13 protein-coding genes and 2 pseudogenes are annotated in these 19,619 nt (G+C 65.5%); 8 read left to right on the top strand and 7 right to left on the bottom strand.

Translation table 11 applies throughout. The features are described 5' to 3' along the window. Positions 1-244 precede the first annotated feature (244 nt). Positions 245-865 (bottom strand): LysE family translocator, encoded by a 621-nt coding sequence (locus DM872_RS10360; protein WP_179059409.1) that lies wholly within the window; start codon positions 863-865, stop codon positions 245-247. A 133-nt stretch (positions 866-998) separates the two neighbouring features. Here DM872_RS10360 and DM872_RS10355 point away from each other — a divergent pair, with 133 nt between their 5' ends. From DM872_RS10355 to DM872_RS10345, 3 genes are all read left to right on the top strand, one after another. After that, on the top strand, positions 999-1,445 hold the full coding sequence (locus DM872_RS10355; protein ID WP_179059408.1) for an Lrp/AsnC family transcriptional regulator: 447 nt from the start codon (positions 999-1,001) through the stop codon (positions 1,443-1,445). A gap of 290 nt (positions 1,446-1,735) precedes the next feature. Further along, the gene (locus DM872_RS10350; protein ID WP_179059407.1) at positions 1,736-3,805 is read left to right on the top strand and encodes a putative bifunctional diguanylate cyclase/phosphodiesterase; all 2,070 of its coding nucleotides are present in this window, start codon (positions 1,736-1,738) and stop codon (positions 3,803-3,805) included. Positions 3,806-4,087: 282 nt separating this feature from the next. Continuing rightward, a complete protein-coding gene (locus DM872_RS10345) occupies positions 4,088-4,951 on the top strand; it encodes an MBL fold metallo-hydrolase (RefSeq protein WP_179059406.1) in 864 nt (287 codons plus the stop codon). A gap of 34 nt (positions 4,952-4,985) precedes the next feature. Here DM872_RS10345 and DM872_RS31050 read toward each other — a convergent pair. The 4 genes and pseudogenes from DM872_RS31050 to DM872_RS10330 form a co-directional block, all read right to left on the bottom strand. After that, positions 4,986-5,180 (bottom strand): annotated as a pseudogene (locus DM872_RS31050) (response regulator transcription factor); the annotation flags it as partial. A gap of 105 nt (positions 5,181-5,285) precedes the next feature. Beyond that, positions 5,286-7,496 (bottom strand): annotated as a pseudogene (locus tag DM872_RS10340) (AAA family ATPase); the annotation flags it as partial. A 133-nt stretch (positions 7,497-7,629) separates the two neighbouring features. Further along, the gene (locus tag DM872_RS10335) at positions 7,630-9,000 is read right to left on the bottom strand and encodes a DUF1329 domain-containing protein (protein WP_179059404.1); all 1,371 of its coding nucleotides are present in this window, start codon (positions 8,998-9,000) and stop codon (positions 7,630-7,632) included. 20 nt (positions 9,001-9,020) lie between these two features. Beyond that, on the bottom strand, positions 9,021-10,922 hold the full coding sequence (locus DM872_RS10330) for a DUF1302 domain-containing protein (protein WP_077524610.1): 1,902 nt from the start codon (positions 10,920-10,922) through the stop codon (positions 9,021-9,023). A 281-nt stretch (positions 10,923-11,203) separates the two neighbouring features. Here DM872_RS10330 and DM872_RS10325 point away from each other — a divergent pair, with 281 nt between their 5' ends. From DM872_RS10325 to DM872_RS10305, 5 genes are all read left to right on the top strand, one after another. Further along, positions 11,204-11,587: a DUF2946 domain-containing protein gene (locus tag DM872_RS10325; RefSeq protein ID WP_179059403.1), complete on the top strand. Its 384-nt coding sequence runs from the start codon at positions 11,204-11,206 to the stop codon at positions 11,585-11,587. A gap of 100 nt (positions 11,588-11,687) precedes the next feature. Continuing rightward, a complete protein-coding gene (locus DM872_RS10320; RefSeq protein WP_179059402.1) occupies positions 11,688-12,107 on the top strand; it encodes a DUF2946 domain-containing protein in 420 nt (139 codons plus the stop codon). Between the two features lie 54 nt (positions 12,108-12,161). Next, on the top strand, positions 12,162-14,288 hold the full coding sequence (locus tag DM872_RS10315; RefSeq protein WP_179059401.1) for a TonB-dependent copper receptor: 2,127 nt from the start codon (positions 12,162-12,164) through the stop codon (positions 14,286-14,288). A gap of 705 nt (positions 14,289-14,993) precedes the next feature. Beyond that, positions 14,994-15,560, top strand: coding sequence for a hypothetical protein (locus DM872_RS10310; protein WP_179059400.1), 567 nt, complete (start codon positions 14,994-14,996; stop codon positions 15,558-15,560). Between the two features lie 130 nt (positions 15,561-15,690). Further along, positions 15,691-16,308 carry a LysE family transporter gene (locus tag DM872_RS10305; protein WP_179059399.1) on the top strand — a complete coding sequence of 206 codons (618 nt, stop codon included), beginning with the start codon at positions 15,691-15,693 and terminating at the stop codon, positions 16,306-16,308. Between the two features lie 297 nt (positions 16,309-16,605). On the opposite strand, the gene DM872_RS10300 is transcribed toward DM872_RS10305, so the two are convergent. Together DM872_RS10300 and DM872_RS10295 are read right to left on the bottom strand one after the other, a co-directional pair. Continuing rightward, on the bottom strand, positions 16,606-18,018 hold the full coding sequence (locus DM872_RS10300) for a homospermidine synthase (protein WP_179059398.1): 1,413 nt from the start codon (positions 18,016-18,018) through the stop codon (positions 16,606-16,608). After that, a complete protein-coding gene (locus DM872_RS10295; RefSeq protein WP_179059397.1) occupies positions 18,015-18,671 on the bottom strand; it encodes a phosphoribosyltransferase in 657 nt (218 codons plus the stop codon). Before DM872_RS10295 ends, DM872_RS10300 begins: the two co-directional genes overlap by 4 nt. Positions 18,672-19,619 lie beyond the last annotated feature (948 nt).

Here is a 19,619-nt window from a genome sequence, read left to right as displayed (position 1 = left end):
CTGTTTAGGTCGCAAATATGAAAGCAAATGCCGCGCCATATAAATGGAAAGGCCGATATAGATCGGTTAATTGGCCGAAAGACCGAGGATTGGGGAGCGTGGGGATTACCGGGCGTAACGACCAGTGGCACCGGGCTACCCAGCTGAGTTGCTGTAGGAGCGAGCTTGCTCGCGAAAGATTGCGCTCGGACTATTCGCGAGCAAGCTCGCTCCTACAAGTTAAGTGATGAGTCAGGCACCAGATTCAACCGGCAGCCACTCGGGCCAGCTGCCAGGCGGCGAAGCCCAGCAAGAAGACGCCGGCAGTACGGTCGATCCATTGCATGGCGCCTACACCCAGACGGTGGCGAACGGTGGATACGCCCAAGCTCAGTGCCAGCCACCAGAGCGCCGAGCCGCAGAACACGCCCAGCACCATCACCAGCCCGCCCGCACCGGACAGGGCCTCTCCGCCGGACAGGGTGGCGAAGATGGCGACGAAGGACAGGATGGTCAGCGGGTTGCTCAGGGTCAGCAGGAACACCGAGACGAACGCCGGCATCGCCCGGACCGGGTCACTGGCACTGGCCGCGCGTTCCGGCGGCTTTGCACGCAACATCTTCAGGCCCATCCAGGCCAGGAACAGGGCGCCGACTATGGCCAGCGGGGTGGCCAGCGCCACGAAGGCGCGGGTGATGGCGCCGATGCCGAAAGCTCCCAGTGCCCCGTAGCAGGCATCCGCCGCCGCGGCGCCCAGGCCGCTGATGAAACCGATGCGTGCGCCATGGCCCAGGGTGCGCTGGATGCACAGCAGGCCGATGGGGCCGACAGGCGCGGCGATGGACAGGCCGATCAGGACGGATTTGAGAAACAGCAGGGCCGCCATGATCAGGCTCCGGAGGCAGTGGACGTGGGCAATATTTTGCGTTGCACTGCATTGAGGCTGAATGCAGGGATTACGGAAGTTTTGGGTGATCGCCTGAATAATTTACGAAGTTGGCCCGGGAGGCCTGAGAAAAATGGAGCTCGATGCCAAGTCCTGGAAAATCCTGCAAGTGGTGCAGCGGGAAGGGCGCATTTCCCTGACGGACCTCGCCTCGCGAGTGGCGCTGTCCTTGCCGGCCACCTCCGAGCGGCTCAAGCGCCTGGAGGAGGCCGGGGTGATCGAGGCCTATTGCGCCACGGTCTCGCCGGAGAAGGCCGGTTACGGGGTGATGGCGCTGATCGGCATGACCACCCCGCAGCCGGACAAGGCGCGACTGATCGCCCAGTTGCAACAGATGCCGGAGGTGCTGGAGTGCCTGCATGTCACCGGGCAGGACTCCTTCATCCTGCGCGTGGTGACCCGCGATATCCGCCACCTGGAACGCTTTGTCGGCAGCATCAACCACTTTGGCGAGACGCGGACGTCCATCGTCATGTCGGCACCCATCCCCTTGCGTGGCGTGGAGCCGCCGCGTGACTGACCGCTCGATGTGGGGCAGCTGCGCTGCCCTTGGCGATTGAAATCGCCCCCACAGGTCACGGTATTGCCGGTGGATACTTGTGGGGGCGAATTCATTCGCTGACCGGACCGCAGGTTCGGCCTTCGGATCTGCATTGAAATCGCCCCTACAGGTAAAGGGGGCACAGCGGTGCTTGTCCTGTCATATACCGGCAATCTGCCATACGGTGCCGCCGCCCTTCGCTGAGTTTGTTTAGAATGCGTCCCGTTTTGCCGCCCGTCTGGGGCGGCTTTCCGCTTGATAGGTTTTCCATGCTCACGGGCAGCTACGACTACTCCCTCGTTCTCATTTCCCTCCTGGTGGCCATCCTCGCGTCCTACACGGCGCTGGACCTGGCCGGACGGGTATCCAGTAGCCAGGGACGTGGCGCGATGCTTTGGATTGGCGGCGGTTCCATCGCCATGGGCATCGGTATCTGGTCCATGCATTTCATTGGCATGCTCGCGTTCAGCCTTCCGATTGCGCTGGGCTACGACTTGCCGCTCACCTTGCTTTCGCTGCTGATAGCGGTGCTTGTATCCGGCTTCGCCCTTTGGCTGGTGAGCCAGCCCGAGCAGCCACTCTGGCAGCTGATCTGCGGCGCAGTGACCATGGGCGCCGGTATCAGCTGCATGCATTACCTGGGCATGCACGCCATGCGCATGCTGCCGGGCATCGATTACGACCCCGGCCTGTTTTATCTCTCCCTGGCCATAGCGGTGGCCGCGTCGGGTGCGGCGCTGTGGATCGCCTTCCGCCTGCGCCACGACACGCCCTACGTGCGCCTCGCGCGGGGCGGGGCGTCGCTGGTGATGGGGGTGGCCATCGTCGGCATGCACTACACCGGCATGGCGGCGGCCAACTTCCCCCTGGGCAGCATCTGTGGTGCTGCAATCACCGGCCTCGACAGCCGCTGGCTGGCCAGTCTGGTGATCGTGGTGACACTGGCGATCCTCGCCATCGCCCTGCTGACGTCGGTGCTGGACGCCCGTCTGGCGGCACGTACCGCACAGCTCACCGATTCGCTGGAGCAGGCCAATCAAGAACTGACTCACCTGGCCCTGCACGACAACCTCACCAAGCTACCCAACCGCACCCTGCTCGAAGACCGCATCGACCAGGCGATTCACAAGGTCAATCGCAACGGCGGCTATTTTGCTGTGCTGTTCATGGACCTGGACGGCTTCAAGCCGGTCAATGACGCCTTCGGCCACCACGTCGGCGATCTGCTGCTACGTGAGGTGGCGCAGCGCCTGCGCGAGCACTTGCGCGCCGAAGACACGCTGGCGCGTATTGGTGGCGATGAGTTCGTGCTGCTGGGCAGCCTGGGCGAGCCGAACGATGCGGTGACCCTCGCCAGCCAGCTCGTCGCGCTCGTGGGCAATGCCTTCAACGTGGCCGGCCAGGAGCTGCGGGTGTCGACCAGCGTCGGCATCGCCCTTTATCCCGGCGATGGCGTGACCCGCGAAGAGCTGCTGATGAATGCCGACGCCGCGATGTACCACGCCAAGGGCGCGGGCAAGAACGGCTACAGCTTCTTCGAGCAGTCGATGAACACTGATGCCCGCGACCATCTGCAGCTGCTCCATGACCTGCGCCAGGCGCTGGATGCCGGGGAGTTGTTGCTGCATTACCAGCCCAAGTTCGCCGCTGGCGGCACGCAACGGGTGATCGGCGCCGAGGCGCTGCTGCGCTGGCAGCACCCGCGCCGCGGCTTGCTGATGCCGGACCAGTTCATCAGCCTGGCGGAAAAGACCGGCTTGATCATTCCCATCGGCAACTGGGTGCTGAACGAGGCCTGCCGGCAGATGAGCCGGTGGCTTGCCGAGGGCCGGCGTGACTGGCGGGTGGCGGTGAACCTGTCGGCCCTGCAGTTCTGCCACGCCGGGTTGATCGGCAGTGTGCAGTCGGCCCTGCAACGCTATGCATTGCCGGCGAATTGCCTGACCCTGGAAATCACCGAAACCACCGCCATGCAGGACGCCGACACCAGCCTGGGTATCCTTCGCCAACTGGCTGACATGGGCGTGGACCTGTCCATCGACGACTTCGGCACCGGTTACTCCAGCCTGCTGTACCTCAAGCGCCTGCCGGCCAACGAGCTGAAGATCGACCGCGGTTTCGTCCGCGACCTGGAACGCGACAGCGACGACGCGGCGATCATCTCCGCCATTGTCGCCCTGGGCCAGGCACTGGACCTGCGCATCGTCGCCGAAGGGGTGGAGACCGAATCCCAGCAGGCCTTCCTGACCGGGCTCGGTTGCGATTCCCTGCAGGGCTTCCTGTTCGGCAAACCAGTGCCGGCGGAGCAGTTCATGCACGGCGTGGAGGCGATGGCCTGACGGGGTGCGATCTCCAATGGCAGGCCTTCGGCCTACTTAGCGAATGAATTCGCCCCCACAAAAGAAGCGGCCTTCAGGAAACACTCCGTTGTAGGGGCGATTTCAATCGCCAAGGGCAGCGCAGCTGCCCCCATAGGGTTCAACGCAGGACCCACGGCCCGGTTGGCGAATGAATTCGCCCCTACAGAAAAGCGGTGGCTTCAATCGCTATGGGCCGCGCAGCTGCCCTCAGGGTGAGGGTCCATACTTCAGGGCGAACCCAGTCGCAGGAGAGCGACCTCCATGAGTCCCCAGGTACAGGCCTTCTTCGACGAGGCCACCTGTTCCTACAGTTACGTCGTCAGTGATCCGGCCAGCCGCCATGGCGCCGTCATCGACCCGGTGCTGGATTATTGCGCCGCCAGCGGACGGACCTCCCACGCCGGCGCCGAGCGCATTGCCGAGCATGTGCGGGCGCAGGGGCTGACGATCGATTGGCTGCTGGAAACCCATGTCCACGCCGATCATCTGTCCGCCGCCCCCTGGTTGAAGCACGAACTGGGAGGTCAACTGGCTATTGGCGGGCTGATCACCCAGGTGCAGCAGCGCTTTGGCGCGTTGTTCAATGTCGGGCCGGACTTCGCCACCGACGGCCGCCAGTTCGACCGCCTGCTGCAGGACGGCGACCGTCTGGCCATCGGTAATCTGGAGCTCCTGGCCATCCATACGCCGGGTCATACCCCGGCCTGCATGACCTACCTGATCGGCGATGCTGCGTTCATCGGTGACACGCTGTTCATGCCCGACTACGGCACCGCCCGCTGTGATTTCCCCGGTGGGGATGCCCGCGCCCTGTATCGCTCCATCCGCCGACTGTTCGAGCTGCCGGAAGCGACGCGGCTGTTCCTCTGCCATGACTACAAGGCGCCGGGGCGGGACGAGTACCGCTACGAAACCACGGTGGCGGAACAACGCGTGCAGAACGTGCATGTCCACGTAGGCATCGACGAAGACGCCTTCGTCGCGATGCGCATCGCGCGGGACGCCACCCTTTCGATGCCGGCGCTGATCCTGCCGGCGGTGCAGGTGAACATGCGCGCCGGGCAATTGCCGCCTGCCGAAGGCAATGGCATCCGCTACCTGAAAATCCCGCTGGACGTGCTCTGAGAACCAATCGGTGAAGCTAGCGGGGCAGGGTGCCTCAGTTGGCCAGGCCCAGCTCCTTAGCCCGGGCGATGGCCTGGGTGCGGCGTTCCACGCCCAGCTTGAAGTTGATCCGCTGGGCGTGGGTTTTCACCGTGTGCAGGGAGATGAACAGGCTTTCGGCGATCTGCTGATTGGAGTGGCCGCGCACGATCAGCCGCAGCACTTCCAACTCGCGCCGGCTTAGCAGGGACGCGGGTGCGCTGTTGTCGCCTCCGGCGCTTTCGCCAGCCCAGCGCATCATCGCCGGGTTGCGCAAGGCGAAGGCCCGTTCGACGCTGGCCAGCCCCATTTGCCGTGCGAGCGCCAGGGCGTCGAGCAGGGCCTGGCGGGCCCGCGCCTGGCGGTTGTCTGCGTATAGCCCTTCGGCCAGGCTGAAACCGATTTCGCAGGCCAGCGGGCGGCGTCCTTGTGCCGTAGCCTGTTCGAGCATGGCCTCCAGTTCGACCAACGACTCGCCCACCGCGCCATTGGCCAGGCGCGCCTGCACCAGCAGCAGGCGCAGGCGAAGATGCAGGTCTGGTGCACCATAAGGCGCTATCTCGAAGGCCTCGGCAGGCAGGGCCAGCAGCGCTTTTTCGGCATGGCTGGAACGTCCCTGGCGCAACCAGAGCCGCGCCTTGGCGCGTGCCAGCAGGGGCTGGTAGAGCGTCGGGCTGATGCGTCCGTACTGCATCACCCGCTCGGCGTCTGCCACACGGGCGAAGGCACTGGCCAGGTCGTCCTGCAGGGCATCCAGCTCGGCCAGGCCGAGGAAGCCCCAGAAGGCCGCTGGGTCCGCGCAGTTCTGGCACTCCTGCAAGCCGGCGCGATAGGACGCTTCCGATTCATCGAAGCGCCCCTGCTGCATCAGGATGGCGGCCCAGCGCAGCTGGACGCGGCCACGCATTGGGCTGGCCTCTTCGCCCCAGGCGGCGGTCAGTTCGCTGAACAGGCGCTTGAGCAGGGTTTCCGCGCGCAACAGCTCGCCGCGCAGCTCCAGCAGTTTCACGTGGCCCAGGGCGAAGACGCTTTCCATGGCCAGGCTGGCGTGTTCACGGGCCTCCCTGATGGCATCGCGGTTGAGGTCCTGTGCCTCGTCCAGCCGACCATCGATCAGCGCCAGCTCGATCTGCAGGGTGCTGCAGAACAGGCGTTGGGCCCAGGCGCCTTTCGGTAGTTCAGCGATCGCTTCCTGCAGCAGCACGGCAGCGGCTGTGAGTTGGCCGCGATGGAAGGCCAGGTTGCCGGCCAGGGCTTTCCATTGGGCCAGCAGACCCTGCTGGCGGCGTCGGTCGGGCTGGGGCAGGAAGCGTGCGAGGTTGTCGGTCAGTTGCTGCGACTCTTCCAGGCGGCCGCAGAGCAGGAGTGCCCAGGCGTTGAGCAGCACCAGGCGTGGCGTGCTCTCCAGCAGGCTGTCGGGAAGTTCGGCGCGCCACTGCATGAGCAGGGCGAGGCTGCGACCCTGCAGCAGGCGGTCGCGGGTGTAGTGCTGCATCAGGCTCGCCGCCACTTCCGGTTGGTCCGCCTTGAGGGCGTACTCCAGCGCCGGCCGAATCTGGTCCTGGCTCATGTACCACTGGCAGGCACGGCGATAGAGGGTTCGCGTCATGTTCGTGGGCAGCTGAGCGGCGAGGCCGGGAGCGACGGCGGGCAGGATGCACAGGGTGCGTTCGTCGTTGCCGGGCGCCTCGATGAACAGTCCGCACTCGCGCAATTGGGCCAGCAAACGACCGCCTTCGCCGGTGCCGAAGAGCTGCTCGCAGAGCGGCAGGTCGAAGTGTGGGAAGTGCGCCAGGGTGAACAGCGCCTGCTGCCAGTCGCTCGGCAGCGCGTCGAGCAGCTCGTGGCGCAGGTAGTCCTGCAGCAGCGAGCGGTACAGCTCCGCCGCCTGCTGAGGGCCAGCCTTGAGGCCCAGCATCCGCAGCAGGGTGCCGGCACACCAGCCGCGCATTTCCTGGTGCAGCGCCTGGGCGGCCGACCAGGAGGCGCCCTGGCCGGCGCGCTGGAGCAGTTCAGCGGTTTCTGTGGTGCTGAATGCCAGTTCGCTGTTGCCCAGTTCGAACAGGTCGCCATCGAGCAGCATGCGCGCCAGCTGGAGTTGCGGCCTGCGGCGGCTGGCGATCCACCACTGAACTTGGCGCGAGCCGGCCTGGACCAATTCGTTGAGCAGGCGGTCCAGTTCCACCGCGGGGAAGCGCGAATAGTCATCCAGCACCAGCCACAAGGGCTGGCGCTCCTGGGCCAGCAATTGGCGCAGGGGGGCGAGTTCGGACGTGTCGCTGCCCAGGGCAGCGGCCAGGCGTCGGGTGAAGTCGCTGGGCGAGAGTGTTTCGCCGCGCAGGTCGAGGTAGGCCAGGCGCGTGCCTTCCGGGAGGTGCTGGAGACATTCGGCCAGCAGCACGCTCTTGCCGTAACCGGCGGGGGAGCAGAGCAGGCGCAGGCGGCAGTCGCCCTGAAGCAGCGCTTCATGCAGGCGCGGGCGGGGCAGGTGGCCGGGAGGCAATCGCAGGGGGTGTCTGGACGGCATGAAGGCGCTCGAAGACGTCACGCAGGGTGAACTCATCCTTGCAGAGGAAAACGCAGTACGCAAAAAAAGGCGGCCCTGGGGGCCGCCGAGTTCAGGAGTACATCGATGACACAACGGTGCGTTCGCTGATTGCTCAGCGCACACCCGTCTGGCGCAGGGCTGCCGGGGTGTAGTCGGCGGCCGAGGCCGTAGCGCCGAAGACGAAGCTCTGCTTCTCCTCGTTCTTCAGGCCCAGGACCGAGTAGCGACCGGAGATCAGGTCGTACAGGGATTCGGCGGTGTAGCCCGGCACCTTGTGGTTGTAGTACTGCTGGGCGTGGCCTTCACCGACGCGCCACAGCTGGCCACGGCCGTCGTAGTGGTCGACTTCGGCGAGCTGCCAGGTGTCTTCGTCGAAGTACATGTCGCGCTTGGCGTAGATGTGCCGTTCGCCCGGCTTCAGCGTGGCCACCACGTGCCACACACGATGGAGCTCGTAGCGGGTCAGGTCCTGGTTGATGTGGCCGGCCTTGATGATGTCGTCGTACTTGAGCTTCGGATCATCCAGCTTGTAGCTGTTGTAGGGGATGTACAGCTCCTGCTTGCCCACCAGCTTCCAGTCGTAGCGGTCCGGCGAGCCGTTGAACATGTCGTAGTTGTCGGAGGTGGCCAGGCCGTCGGCGGCGGTGGCGGGGCCATCGTAGGCCACCTGCGGGGCGCGACGGACGCGGCGCTGGCCGGCGTTGTAGAGCCAGGCCATGCGCGGCTCTTTTACCTGGTCGATGGTCTCGTGGACCAGCAGCACGTTGCCCGCCAGGCGCGCCGGGCCGGTTACGCGCTGGATGAAGTAAAACAGCACGTTCTCTGCCTTGGCCTTGTCGAGGTCCGGCAGGTCGGACGGGTAGGACACTTCGTCTTCGAAGTGAACCATGTTGAACGCGCCGTTGGCCTGAGGCTGCACGCGGGTCATGTAGCGGTGGATATTGCCACCGCGGTAGCGGGTGGTGTGGTTCCAGACCACTTCGACGCCTGATTGCGGGATGGGGAAGGCGTAGTAGCGGCCGTCGAAGTTCTTCAGGCCATTGCCACCGCCCAGGGTCTCGGTCTTTTCCGCGCTGGTGCGGATGGCTGCATAGAGATCGTCGGGCAGGGCTGCGGTGCGATGGGTCTTGTATACCGGGATCTTGTAGGTGTCCGGGTAGCGCTTGAACATCGCCAGCTGGCCGGGAGTCAGCTTGTCCTTGTACTGGTCGACGTTCTGCGCGGTGATGGTGAACAGCGGTTGCTCGCCGGCGAAGGGGTCGGCAAGGAAGCCCTTGGCATCGGCATTACCGGCGCTGGTGGGCAGGCCGCCGGTCCATTCGGGGATGCTGCCGTCGGCGTTGCCGGCCTTCTCGGCGCCCATCGGAGTCAGGCTGGTGCCGAGTCTGGCCACCTGGTCGGCAGGAACTGCCGCCATGACGCTTGCGGCCAGCAGGGACAATGCCAGTACGCCCGATTGCAGGATGCGCTTGTTGTTTTTCATGGGGTTCGCCTCCGGGGCTGTCAGAAGTTCACGCCGACGCTGAATGCGAGGAAGTCGCGGTCGATCGAGGTGTTGAAATCGCCACCGAAGAAGTCGGTGTACGACAGGCTGGCGGTGTAGGTGTTCTGGTAGTCGGCATCCAGGCCAAGGCTGACGGCCTTGCGGCCTTCCTCGAAGTTGCCGCCGGGGCCGGGGGAGTAACCGTCGACGTCATGGGACCAGGCGATGCTGGGCTTGAGGTTCACCCCGGCGAACACGTCGTTGTAGTCCCACACGGCGCGGGCGCGGTAACCCCAGGAGGTGCTGGTGGTGAAGCCGTCGTCGGTGCAGTACTTGCTGACGTTCTCGCCGTTGGCGCCCACGGCACCGGCATTGATGGTGCGGCAGGTGTTGTTCGGCAGTTCGCCCGGGCCAAAGATCGGATCGCGGCCGTAACGCGCCTGGTTGGTGCTTTCCAGGCCGCCGACATGGGTCACGCCCACTTCGCCCACGACCGTCAGGCGCTCGGCGCCCATCACCTGGTCGAAGAAGTGCACGAAGGTGGTCTGCAGCTGGGTGATTTCCTTGCGGTCATAACCGTTGAGCGTGCTGCCGGGAATGGACGCCGGGGCGCCGCCGAGGATCGAGAAGTTGGAGAACGCCGCGAACGGACCGCCGAACTGCGCCAGGCCGCGCACGCCGCCGTAGAGCAGGTCGGTGGTGTTCAGTTGCACCGGAGCGTTGGGCCGGTAGCTGACCTCGCCGCTCCAGGCCGTGCCGGTGGGCAGGGTGGTGGAGAAGCTCAGGCCATAGAGGCGGATGTCTTCCGGGTATTCGATGAAGTAGTTGCTGCCCGCCGCCACGTTGGCGATGGCCACGCCTTGGCGGGCCTGGGCTGGTACTGCCGGGGTCGAGGCGCCGGCAAGGATGCCGAGGGATTCGCGGTAGGTGGCCTGGTTCGCGGCCTGGACGCTGAAGATCGGCGCGCGGGAGTGGTAGTTCATGAAGTAGGCGCCGAACTCGGTGTCCAGCGGCTCGAACATGTAGCGCAGGGCCACGCCGAACTGGCCATCGTCGCGGGCATCGCGGTCCGCGCCACGGGGCACGATCACCCCTTCGCCGGTGGTCTGGTAGCCGAAGGCGCGACCGAAGGGCGCCAGGGCTGGGGTCAACACGGCCAGGTTGCCGTCGCAGCCGTCGGCCACCACGTCCGGTTGGGAGAAGAAGGTGCCGCAGTTGTCGACCACCGTCTGGTCCCATTCCAGCTGGTAGAAGGCTTCGGCCGACAGGTTATCGGTCAGGCTCTGGGACACGTAGAACATGTTCACCGGGATCAGGCCTTCCTTGATCTCGGCACCGGGACGGCGGAACGCGGACACGTCGATGGGGTTCACCGCGTTGATGCCGTTCTGGATGAAGGTGCTTTCACCCCAGCTCACTACCTGCTTGCCCAGGCGCACGCTGCCCGGCAGTTCGGCGAAGTCGTAGTTGTGGTAGACGAAGGCGTCCAGCAGTTGGGCGCCTGCGGACTTGGCGCCTTCCTTGCGGTTGTGGTCGTCGATGTCCTTGAACAGACGGCTCTCGTCTTTCAGCTCGAAGTCGTACCAGTACTTGCCACGAACGAAGACGCCGGTGTCGCCGTACTTCAGCTCCAGATCATGGATGCCCTTGAATATCTTCGAGAAGGTCTCGCCCTTCTTGAAGTTCAGGTGGGCGTCGTCGGAAGTCTGGGCCAGGCCGTCGCCGCCGTTGTTGGCACCGATCAGGTCCGGGTCGGCGCTGCGCATGGACCAGCTGGCACCTACCGAGAGGGATGAGTCGAACTGCCCTTCGATCTCCCCGATATTGAAGGTCACCGCCTGGGCTGTGGCGGAAAGACCCAGTGCGATGGCGGCTGCCAGCGCGTGGGGTCTGAAGTCTGCGTGCCTTGTTCTTGTAGTCATGGGGCCACCCTTATTGTTCTGTTGGCGGCCGAACGTTAATGAATCCTCCCAAGGCGGGTAACGGACGAAGTAGTGATATTCAAAGTCATACTTTGTAGTGAGAAGGCGCGTTGGCCGCTCTGCAACGGTGGTTCTGGCCGGCGGCTTGGGGCCGGGCAGGGGGAACCCGGACCGGCGGCCCACTTCGCGGATGTTTCGGCCAATGGCGTCTGGCGTGCGGCAATGCACCACACGGCATTGACGCTTCCTGATCTGGAACGCCGGTGCTAGAGTCCCCGCCCATGAAACTCGTCCGCCAAGACCGCTCACTGATTGCCTGGATGCTGTACGCCTGCGTCCTGTTCAATCTGTTCGCCTGCGGCCTGCACCACGGCCAGGCGATGGGATTGGAGCTGAGCGGCATCGGTGGGCAGTTCTGCTCCGGCGATTCCGCCAGCGGCACGGCCCTGGTCGGCGACCTCGGCGGCAGCGCTTCTGGCGATTGGTCCGGCATCTTCAAGTGCCCGCTCTGCTCCGGCGTCATCCTCGGTGCCGTCGCCGTGGTGCTGCTGTCCTGGCTGCTCGGTGTGGGCAGGGCGCCTTTCCTTCCTCGCGCCGGCGGTGACCAACACCCGCCGCGCCATGCCTGGCCTTCGGCCAATCCTCGGGCATCCCCGCCCGCCTGACATCGTTCCAGACCCGGACTCTTCCGTCTGAACCCTGCTGCTGGCATCCCTTTCTCGGGGTGCTGCTGTGGCCCGATCGTCCATGCAACCGGATTCACCGATGCCCATGGCTGCTCCACGCATCCGCCATCGTCACGCCCATTCCACGACCTTGCCCGTGCGGATGCGGCTGGGCCTGTGGCTGGGGCTGTTCGCGATGCTGGCGATCTATTTCGGTGCTTTGGCGTCCCAGGTTCGCGTGGCGCAAGCGGAGTTGCCCGGCTGGATCACGGAACTGGCCTGCGACCACGGTGAACAGTCGTCTCCGATACCCAGCCACCATGGGCCGGCATCGCCCCTGGATGCCTGCGGCTATTGCAACTTGCTGGCGGCAAGCCCGGCCCTGGGCAACACGCTGCCGGCTGCCGCCCTGGCGGTGCCCGTCGAAGATACTCCGGGGCGGCCCCGGTTCATCGGCCTGCCGGCGCAGGCGCCGCTGTTCCCCAGCGCCCGGCCGCGCGCGCCACCCCGTACTTCCTGATTCGCCCACGCACTGCCCCGGAGGGGCAGCCTGACCATCGATTCTGGAAGACTCATGAAACAGCCCAACCAACCAGGCCGCGCTGCTGCGCGCCACTGCACCCGTCCTTTCACCCCGACCACTGCCCGCCTGCGCTGGCAGCAGGGTTTCGCCCTGTTCCTCGGCCTCTCCCTGTGCGGAGTCGGCGTGGCTGAGGAACGACTGCCGGAGGAGATCGAGCCCACGGTCGTCACCGCCGTGCAACAGAGTTCGCCCCTGACTGTGGTGACGGACCCGAGAGACCCCCGTCAGCCCGTTCCTGCCAGCGACGCGGCCGACTACCTGAAGACCATTCCCGGCTTTTCCGTCATCCGCAACGGCGGCACCAATGGCGACCCGGTGCTGCGCGGCATGTTCGGCTCGCGACTCAACCTGCTCACCAACGGCGGCCTAATGATCGGCGCCTGCCCGGGTCGCATGGACGCGCCGAGCTCCTACATCTCCCCGGAAACCTTCGACCGTCTCACCGTGATCAAGGGGCCGCAGACCGTGCTCTGGGGGCCCGGCGCCTCTGCCGGCACCGTGCGCTTCGACCGTGAGCCGGAGCGCTTCGGTGAACTCGGCAGCCGCCTGCGCGGCAGCGTGCTGGCCGGCTCCAACGGCCGCTTCGACAAGGTGCTGGACGGCGCCCTGGGCAGCGAACTCGGCTACCTGCGCGTGGTGGGCAACCAGGCCCAGGCGGACGACTACGAAGATGGCAACGGCGATACCGTGCCGTCGCGCTGGAGCAAGTGGAACGGTGACGTGGCCCTGGGCTGGACGCCGGATGCGGACACCCTGGTGGAGCTCACCGCTGGCAAGGGTGACGGCGAGGCACGCTACGCCGGTCGCGGCATGGACGGCAGCCAGTTCCTGCGGGAAAGCCTCGGCCTGCGTTTCGAACGCAGCAATCTGGGCGGCGTGCTCGACAAGCTGGAGGCGCAGCTTTACTACAACTACGCCGACCACGTGATGGACAACTTCCGCCTGCGTAGCCCCGATCCCACCAGCTCGATGCCCATGCCGATGGCTTCGAACGTCGACCGCCGCACGGTGGGCGGGCGTTTCGCCGCCACCTTCAGCTGGACCGAGGTGGAATGGGTGGCGGGCCTGGACCTGATGCGCAGCGAACACCGCAAGCGCAGCTCGCGTTTCGACATGATGAGTGGCCAGTACACCGACGCCGACCAGTTCCCCTGGAGCAAGGACGCGCTGTTCCACAACTACGGTCTGTTCTCCGAGGCCACCTGGAACTTCGCGCCGCGCAATCGCCTGGTGGCCGGCGGCCGCCTGGACCGCGCCTCTGCCGAGGACTTTCGCGCCACCAGCGGCATGATGGGCCGAGCCAACCCTACATTCGGCGAAACCCGCGCCGACACTTTGCCCAGCGGTTTCGCGCGCTTCGAACACGATCTGGCCGATTCGCCCACCACCCTCTACGCCGGGCTGGGCCACGTGCAGCGCTTCCCCGACTACTGGGAGCTGTTCTCGCCGGGACGCAGCCCGGTCGGCTCAGTCAATGCCTTCGACGGGGTGAAGCCGGAGAAGACCACCCAGCTCGATTTCGGCGTTCAGTACCAGAGTGGCGACCTGGAGGCCTGGGCGTCCGGCTACGTCGGCCAGGTGCGCGACTACATCCTGTTCATCTATACGCCGGGGATGATGGGCCCCACTTCCCGCGCCGAGAACATCGACGCCCGCATCATGGGCGGTGAGCTGGGTGCGGCCTGGCGCCTGGATCGCCACTGGAAGACCGATGCCACCCTGGCCTACGCCTGGGGCAAGAACAGCTCGGGCGACGAGGCGCTGCCGCAGATGCCACCGCTGGAAGCGCGCCTCGGCCTTACCTACGAGCAGGACAACTGGAGCACCGGCGGCCTGTGGCGCGTGGTGACAGCGCAGAACCGCGTGGCCGAGGGCAAGGGCAACGTGGTGGGGCAGGACTTCGGCAAGAGCGCCGGTTTTGGCGTGTTCTCCCTCAACACCGCTTTCCGCCTGAGCCCGGAGCTCAAGGTCAGCGCGGGCGTCGACAACCTCTTCGACAAGGCCTACGCGGAACACCTGAACCGAGCGGGGGACGCCGGGTTCGGCTTCCCGGCCGATCCGGTGGCCATCAACGAGCCGGGGCGCACGCTCTGGACCAAGGTGGATTTCAGCTTCTGAACCCGGACGCCATGCCCTTGGGCGGGGCATGGCCACAGGACGCTGGCGCAGAGACCTGTTTGCTGTTGGTTGCGCATCCGGGGGGCCGAAGGGCGCTGATCGTCCGATGGAAGGCCTGGGCTTCTGCGGGGTGGGACATAACCTTGCTGTAAGACCTACGTCGGCACCAACGGGTGACCGACGATCCCCGGGGCCGTTGGCCGGGAGCAGTGCCTATGAGGAGTCGTGCGTCTGTCCCGCATGGCCGGCGGCTTCGCCGGAGTAACCGATGGCCATTGGCCGGCGCCTGCCTCTGGCTGTTCCTGATGACGCTGCTGGGGGCCGAGGTGGCCGGGGGCGAAGCGCAGGGCATCCCCGACGAGGGGTACCAGCAGGAGGAGGGTAAGGGACGGACGGACGGGGGGCACAACGGCAGGGGCTTATAATCGCCAGTGCAGTACTAGCAGAGTTCAGCACCCCCGCCTTCCTTTCGCGCTCGTGCCAGCTCTGACGGACGGTTGAGGCCTGCGGGCCCACACACCACCGGAGGAGAAAGGCGGTTCGCCCGGCCACCACGGCCAGCGCCAGTCCAGCGACCCATCCATTTCGCGGCTTCTCACCTGCCGCCCGGTCACCGCCCTCGCGACAGGGTTGCGACCGCCTCCTTTCTCCGCTCAGTGGCTACCTGCCTCCTCCCGGGGCAGGTGCCTGACAGGAGTTACGGATATGAAAAGAACAATCGCGCTTACCATTCCCATGTTGTTGCTTGCCGGCGCATTGGCTTCCATGGCCCTCGCTGAAGACAACCTGCTGCGCTTCAGGGGCGGCATTGGCGTACTGCCGGTTTCCAGCGGCCAGGGCACCGAAGACATCGCCACGGTCGTCAATCGCAACCTGGTGCGTGGCGTACAGCCGGCCGGGCAGATCTGGGTAATCCGCGCCTTCGAGGCCAGAGTCAGCGTCGCGGGTGCTTTCCGGGCCGAAGGGCGGGGATTGATCCTGGGCGGTGGCAACAACATCGGCAGGGCTACCGGGCAGTCGGTATTCGCCACCCTGTTCTGCGGCAGCGTCGCGCCCTTCACTGAAAGCAGCACCGACCTGGTGGGCGTGCCGCTGACCGAAGAGGGTGATTTTTCGATCAACGATGTCTTCGATCCCGTGCCGCCCAATCCCTGCGTCAGCCCGGTGCTGCTGATCCGCAATGCTGCCAATTCCAGTTGGTTCGCGGCAGGCATTCCGCGCGTCCTGAACAATCAGCCGGATGATCGCGGCGTCGATACGCTCATGCCGTAAATGCCCTGAGGCCCTGCGCGCCTGACCCCTCTCCCGGCCGGGAGAGGGGCGACCTTCGGCCATCGCTGCCGGGTCGGCGCACGGATATACTCGCCGGCATCTTCCCCGACCTAAACGACAGGAGGGTGCCGTGGACTACCTCGGCGCGTTGCTGGCCATCTCCGGCGTCCTGGTGCTGAGCGTCATCAGCCCCGGTCCCAACTTCGCCATCGTCACGTCCACCGCGACTCTCAGCTCGCGCCGTGCCGGCGTGGCCACCGGGCTTGGCCTGGCCGCCGCCTCCGCCACCTGGGCGCTGCTGGCCGTCGCCGGGCTGGGGCTCATCGTGTCGCAGGTGGAATGGCTCTATCTCGGCATCAAGCTGGCGGGGGCCGCCTATCTGATCTGGTTGGGTTTACGCATGATCCTCGGCGCCCGCAAGCCCACCGTTGCCGCACCCGACCGGGTCGAATCCAGTGCCTTTGCCGCTGCGCGCAAAGGCTACCTGGTGAGCATGACCAACCCCAAGGCGCTGGCCTTCTACGGCAGCATCTTCGCGGTGATGGTGCCGGTGCACGCGCCGGCCTGGTTCTACGCGGCCATCGGGGTGATCGCCGCCGCGGTTTCCGGCCTCTGGTACTGCGGGATGGCGATGCTCTTCTCCAACTCTGCGGTGCGCGGCGGTTTCATGCGTTTCAAGGCCGTGTTCGAGACCCTGATGGGCGTGTTCCTGCTGGGCCTGGGTGGCCGGTTGTTGTTGAGCCGTTGAGGGGCGCGCCATAGCCTGGCCGACTTGTCGGTCCAGGAGCGTTGTAGGAGCTAGCTTGCTAGCGAAAAGGAGCCATTCGCTGGCAAGCCAGCTCCTACGGGCAATACAGCAACACTTGATGCAGACACAGCGAATGAATTCGCCCCCACAGGAGAGTTCCCACCCCCACGATCCACGAACCGTAGGATGCGGTGGAGCGGAGCGATACCCATCGGTGTGATCGAAGGGCGAACCTGCGGTCCGCTTGGCGATTGAAATCGCCCCTACAGCGAATCGTCCGCGCCTCGCTCTGCGAAATCAACGGTAGCGGACGTTCACGAATTGCCAGGGATCGTTGAGGTCCAGCTCTTCGGGGAACAGCCGTTCGCGGTCCTGCAGGGGCGTCCAGTCGCTGTAGTAGCCGGCCAGCTCGCCCAGGTAGGGGCGGCAGAGTTCGAGTATCTCGTCGTGGGGCAACTGGTCGGGTTCGAGAATGCCGCGGTCGGGGTTGACCAGGGTCCAGATCACCCCGGCCATCACGGTGGCGCTCACTTGCAGGCTGGTGGCGCTGTTGTGCTGGCACAGGGCGCGGGCCTGCTCGATGGTGAGTCGCGAGCCATACCAATAGGCGCCCCGGGCATGGCCCAGGAGGAGCACACCGAGGTCGTCCGCGCCGGCCTCGATGTCGGCGGCGTTCAGCAGACGCTGGCGAACCTGTGGGCGCCAGTTGCGCGCCGCCAGTTCGTGCAGCGACAACACCGCGTCATCGCAGGGGTGATAGGCGTAATGGACCGTGGGTCTGTACTCAGGCTGCTCGCCGCGCCCGACGGTGAGGTAGTCGGCGATGGAAATCGCCTCGCTGTGGGTGATCAGGAAGCCCAGGGTCGGCCCGGTGCCGGGCGTCCAGGTCCGCACCAGGGTCGCCGCGCCGGGGCGTTCCAGGTAGATCGCCGCCTGGCAGCCGAACGCGTGGCGCCTGCCGTCGGGCGGCAAGTCCTTTTCATGACTGCCCCAGCCCAGTTCCGCCGGCTGGCAGGCTTCGCTGATGAAGCCGTCCACCGACCAGGTGTTGACGAATTCGTCGGCCGACTTGCGCCGGCTGCCGTACTGGGAATCCCGTTCGGCGATATGGATGCAGCGCACCCCCAGTTGCTGGGCCAGCGTGGCCCAGCCCAGCCGATCCAGGGGCGCAGCCTGGGGTTGGCCCAGGTCTGCCGCCAAATCCAATAGCGCCTGCTTGAGCAGATGGGACACCAGGCCGGGGTTGGCCCCGTGGGTGATCAGCGCGGTGCTGCCTCCGGCATCGCCACGGCGTCGCGCCAGGGTCCGCTCGCGCAGGGCGTAGTTGCTGCGCTCCGATGGCGACTGGCTGGGGACTGTGTAGCTGCCGGCCCAGGGTTCGGTGCAAGTGTCCAGGTACAGGGTGCCGCGCTCCTGGCACAGGGCAATGAGCGCGGCGCTCTCCACCTGCACCGAGAGGTTGAGGAGAAAGTCCCCCGCGCCCAGCAGCGAGTCGAGTTCGGCGCGATGGTTCTCTTCGGTCAGGCGCAGGACCTTGAAGGGCACCTGGAAGCCCGCTGCCACGGTGGCGTCTTCTTCATCGGGGCTGATCACGAGCAACTGGCCGGGTTGCATGTCGATGTGCCGCAACAGCAGTGGCAGCACGCCCCGACCAATGCAGCCAAAGCCGATCATCACCAGGCGGCCGTCGAAGGGGTAGGGGAGCTTCATGGCTGCCACCCTGGGGCCAGCAGGTCGATGACTTCCTGATCGCTCACCTGGCGAAAGTTGCGGTAGTGATGGCCGACGGCGCGGAAGTAGGGGGGAATCGTCAGGCAGATCAGCTCATCCACCTCGGCTCGCAGCCGCTCCACGGTGTCCGCCGGGCCTACCGGGACCGCAAGGATCACCTTGCGCGGATGCTGCGCGTGCAGCGCTTGCAGGGCGACGCGCACGCTGCTGCCGGTGGCCAGCCCATCGTCCACGAGCACCACGTCGCGGCCCTCCGGGGAAATCGGCACGCGGGAGCCGCAATACAGTGCGCGGCGGCGTTCGATCTCGCGCAATTCTTCCTCCAGCTGCTGTTCGAACCAGCCGGGCGGCGGGTCGAACAACCGCATCGCTTCTTCGTCCATCACCCATTGCGGGTTCGCGCCGTCCACCACCGCGCCGAGGGCGAATTCCTCATGGCCCGGCGCGCCGATCTTGCCTATCAGGAGGATGTCCAGCGGCGCTTGCAGTTCCTTGGCGATCTCATGGGCGACCGGCACGCCGCCACGAGGTAAAGCAAGGATCAGCGGATGGTCCAGGGGGAGGTCGCGCAGCACCGCGGCGAGGGCGCGTCCGGCGTGGAGCCGGTCATCGAATTCAGGAGCGCTTGGCATATCAGACTCCAAAGAGAAAGGTTTCGGCCTCCTGGCCTGGGCGATACCGCGCGAGGGGACTCGAAGTATTCGAAAGCCATCTACCGCTTGCTGTTCGAATTAATTTGTCCTGCGACAGCGTGGCCGGCTTTTCCTTGTGGGGGCGAAGTCATTCGCTATGGGTGGTGAAGCTGCCCACTGCAAGATCGAGGGGCGCACCTGCGGTCCGCTCAGCGATTGAAATCGCCCCCACAGGGTTTGTGCCGGGAATCGGATTTCTTTTCCTTGTGGGAGCGAATTCATTCGCGAAAGGGCAGCGAAGCTGTCCTAGGGACAACGAGGCAGATCGTTGACCTGCATCGCGATTGAAATCGCTGTTGTGGGGGCGAATTCATTCGCTATGGGCGGCGAAGCTGCCCTCTGCAAGATCGAGGGGCGCACCTGCGGTCCGCTCAGCGATTGAAATCGCCCCCACAGGGTTTGTGGCGGAAACCGGATTTCTTTTTCCTGTGGGAGCGAATTCATTCGCGAAAGGGCAGCGAAGCTGTCCCAGGGGCTACGAGGCAGATCGTTGACCTGCATCGCGATTGAAATCGCTCCCACAGGATCAGCACAGTGTCGCCGATTGTTGTGGGGGCGAATTCATTCGCTATGGGCGGCGAAGCTGCCCTCTGCAAGATCGAGGGGCGCACCTGCGGTCCGCTCAGCGTTTGTGCCGGGATTGGCTTTTCCTTGTGGGAGCGAATTCATTCGCGAAAGGGCGGCGAAGCTGTCCCAGGGACTACGAGGCAGATCGTTGACCTGCATCGCGATTGAAATCGCCCCCACAGGATCAGCACAGTGTCGCCGCTTGTTGTGGGGGCGAATTCATTCGCTATGGGCGGCGAAGCTGCCCTCTGCAAGATCGAGGGGCGCACCTGCGGTCCGCTCAGCGATTGAAATCGCCCCCACAGGGTTTGTGCCGGGAAT

Source organism: Pseudomonas taiwanensis (assembly GCF_013393345.1).
GTDB lineage: Bacteria > Pseudomonadota > Gammaproteobacteria > Pseudomonadales > Pseudomonadaceae > Metapseudomonas > Metapseudomonas resinovorans_C.
The sequence above is the reverse complement of the archived record's forward strand: the minus strand, read 5'-3'. Positions and strand labels throughout refer to the sequence as shown.

Excerpts from the sequence above, each read along its gene's own strand:
- DM872_RS10360 (WP_179059409.1), bottom strand. The coding sequence starts at position 865 with ATGGCGGCCCTGCTGTTTCTCAAATCCGTCCTGATCGGCCTGTCCATC.
- DM872_RS10355 (WP_179059408.1), top strand. The coding sequence starts at position 999 with ATGGAGCTCGATGCCAAGTCCTGGAAAATCCTGCAAGTGGTGCAGCGG.
- DM872_RS10350 (WP_179059407.1), top strand. The coding sequence starts at position 1,736 with ATGCTCACGGGCAGCTACGACTACTCCCTCGTTCTCATTTCCCTCCTG.
- DM872_RS10345 (WP_179059406.1), top strand. The coding sequence starts at position 4,088 with ATGAGTCCCCAGGTACAGGCCTTCTTCGACGAGGCCACCTGTTCCTAC.
- DM872_RS10335 (WP_179059404.1), bottom strand. The coding sequence starts at position 9,000 with ATGAAAAACAACAAGCGCATCCTGCAATCGGGCGTACTGGCATTGTCC.
- DM872_RS10330 (WP_077524610.1), bottom strand. The coding sequence starts at position 10,922 with ATGACTACAAGAACAAGGCACGCAGACTTCAGACCCCACGCGCTGGCA.
- DM872_RS10325 (WP_179059403.1), top strand. The coding sequence starts at position 11,204 with ATGAAACTCGTCCGCCAAGACCGCTCACTGATTGCCTGGATGCTGTAC.
- DM872_RS10320 (WP_179059402.1), top strand. The coding sequence starts at position 11,688 with ATGCCCATGGCTGCTCCACGCATCCGCCATCGTCACGCCCATTCCACG.
- DM872_RS10315 (WP_179059401.1), top strand. The coding sequence starts at position 12,162 with ATGAAACAGCCCAACCAACCAGGCCGCGCTGCTGCGCGCCACTGCACC.
- DM872_RS10310 (WP_179059400.1), top strand. The coding sequence starts at position 14,994 with ATGAAAAGAACAATCGCGCTTACCATTCCCATGTTGTTGCTTGCCGGC.
- DM872_RS10300 (WP_179059398.1), bottom strand. The coding sequence starts at position 18,018 with ATGAAGCTCCCCTACCCCTTCGACGGCCGCCTGGTGATGATCGGCTTT.
- DM872_RS10295 (WP_179059397.1), bottom strand. The coding sequence starts at position 18,671 with ATGCCAAGCGCTCCTGAATTCGATGACCGGCTCCACGCCGGACGCGCC.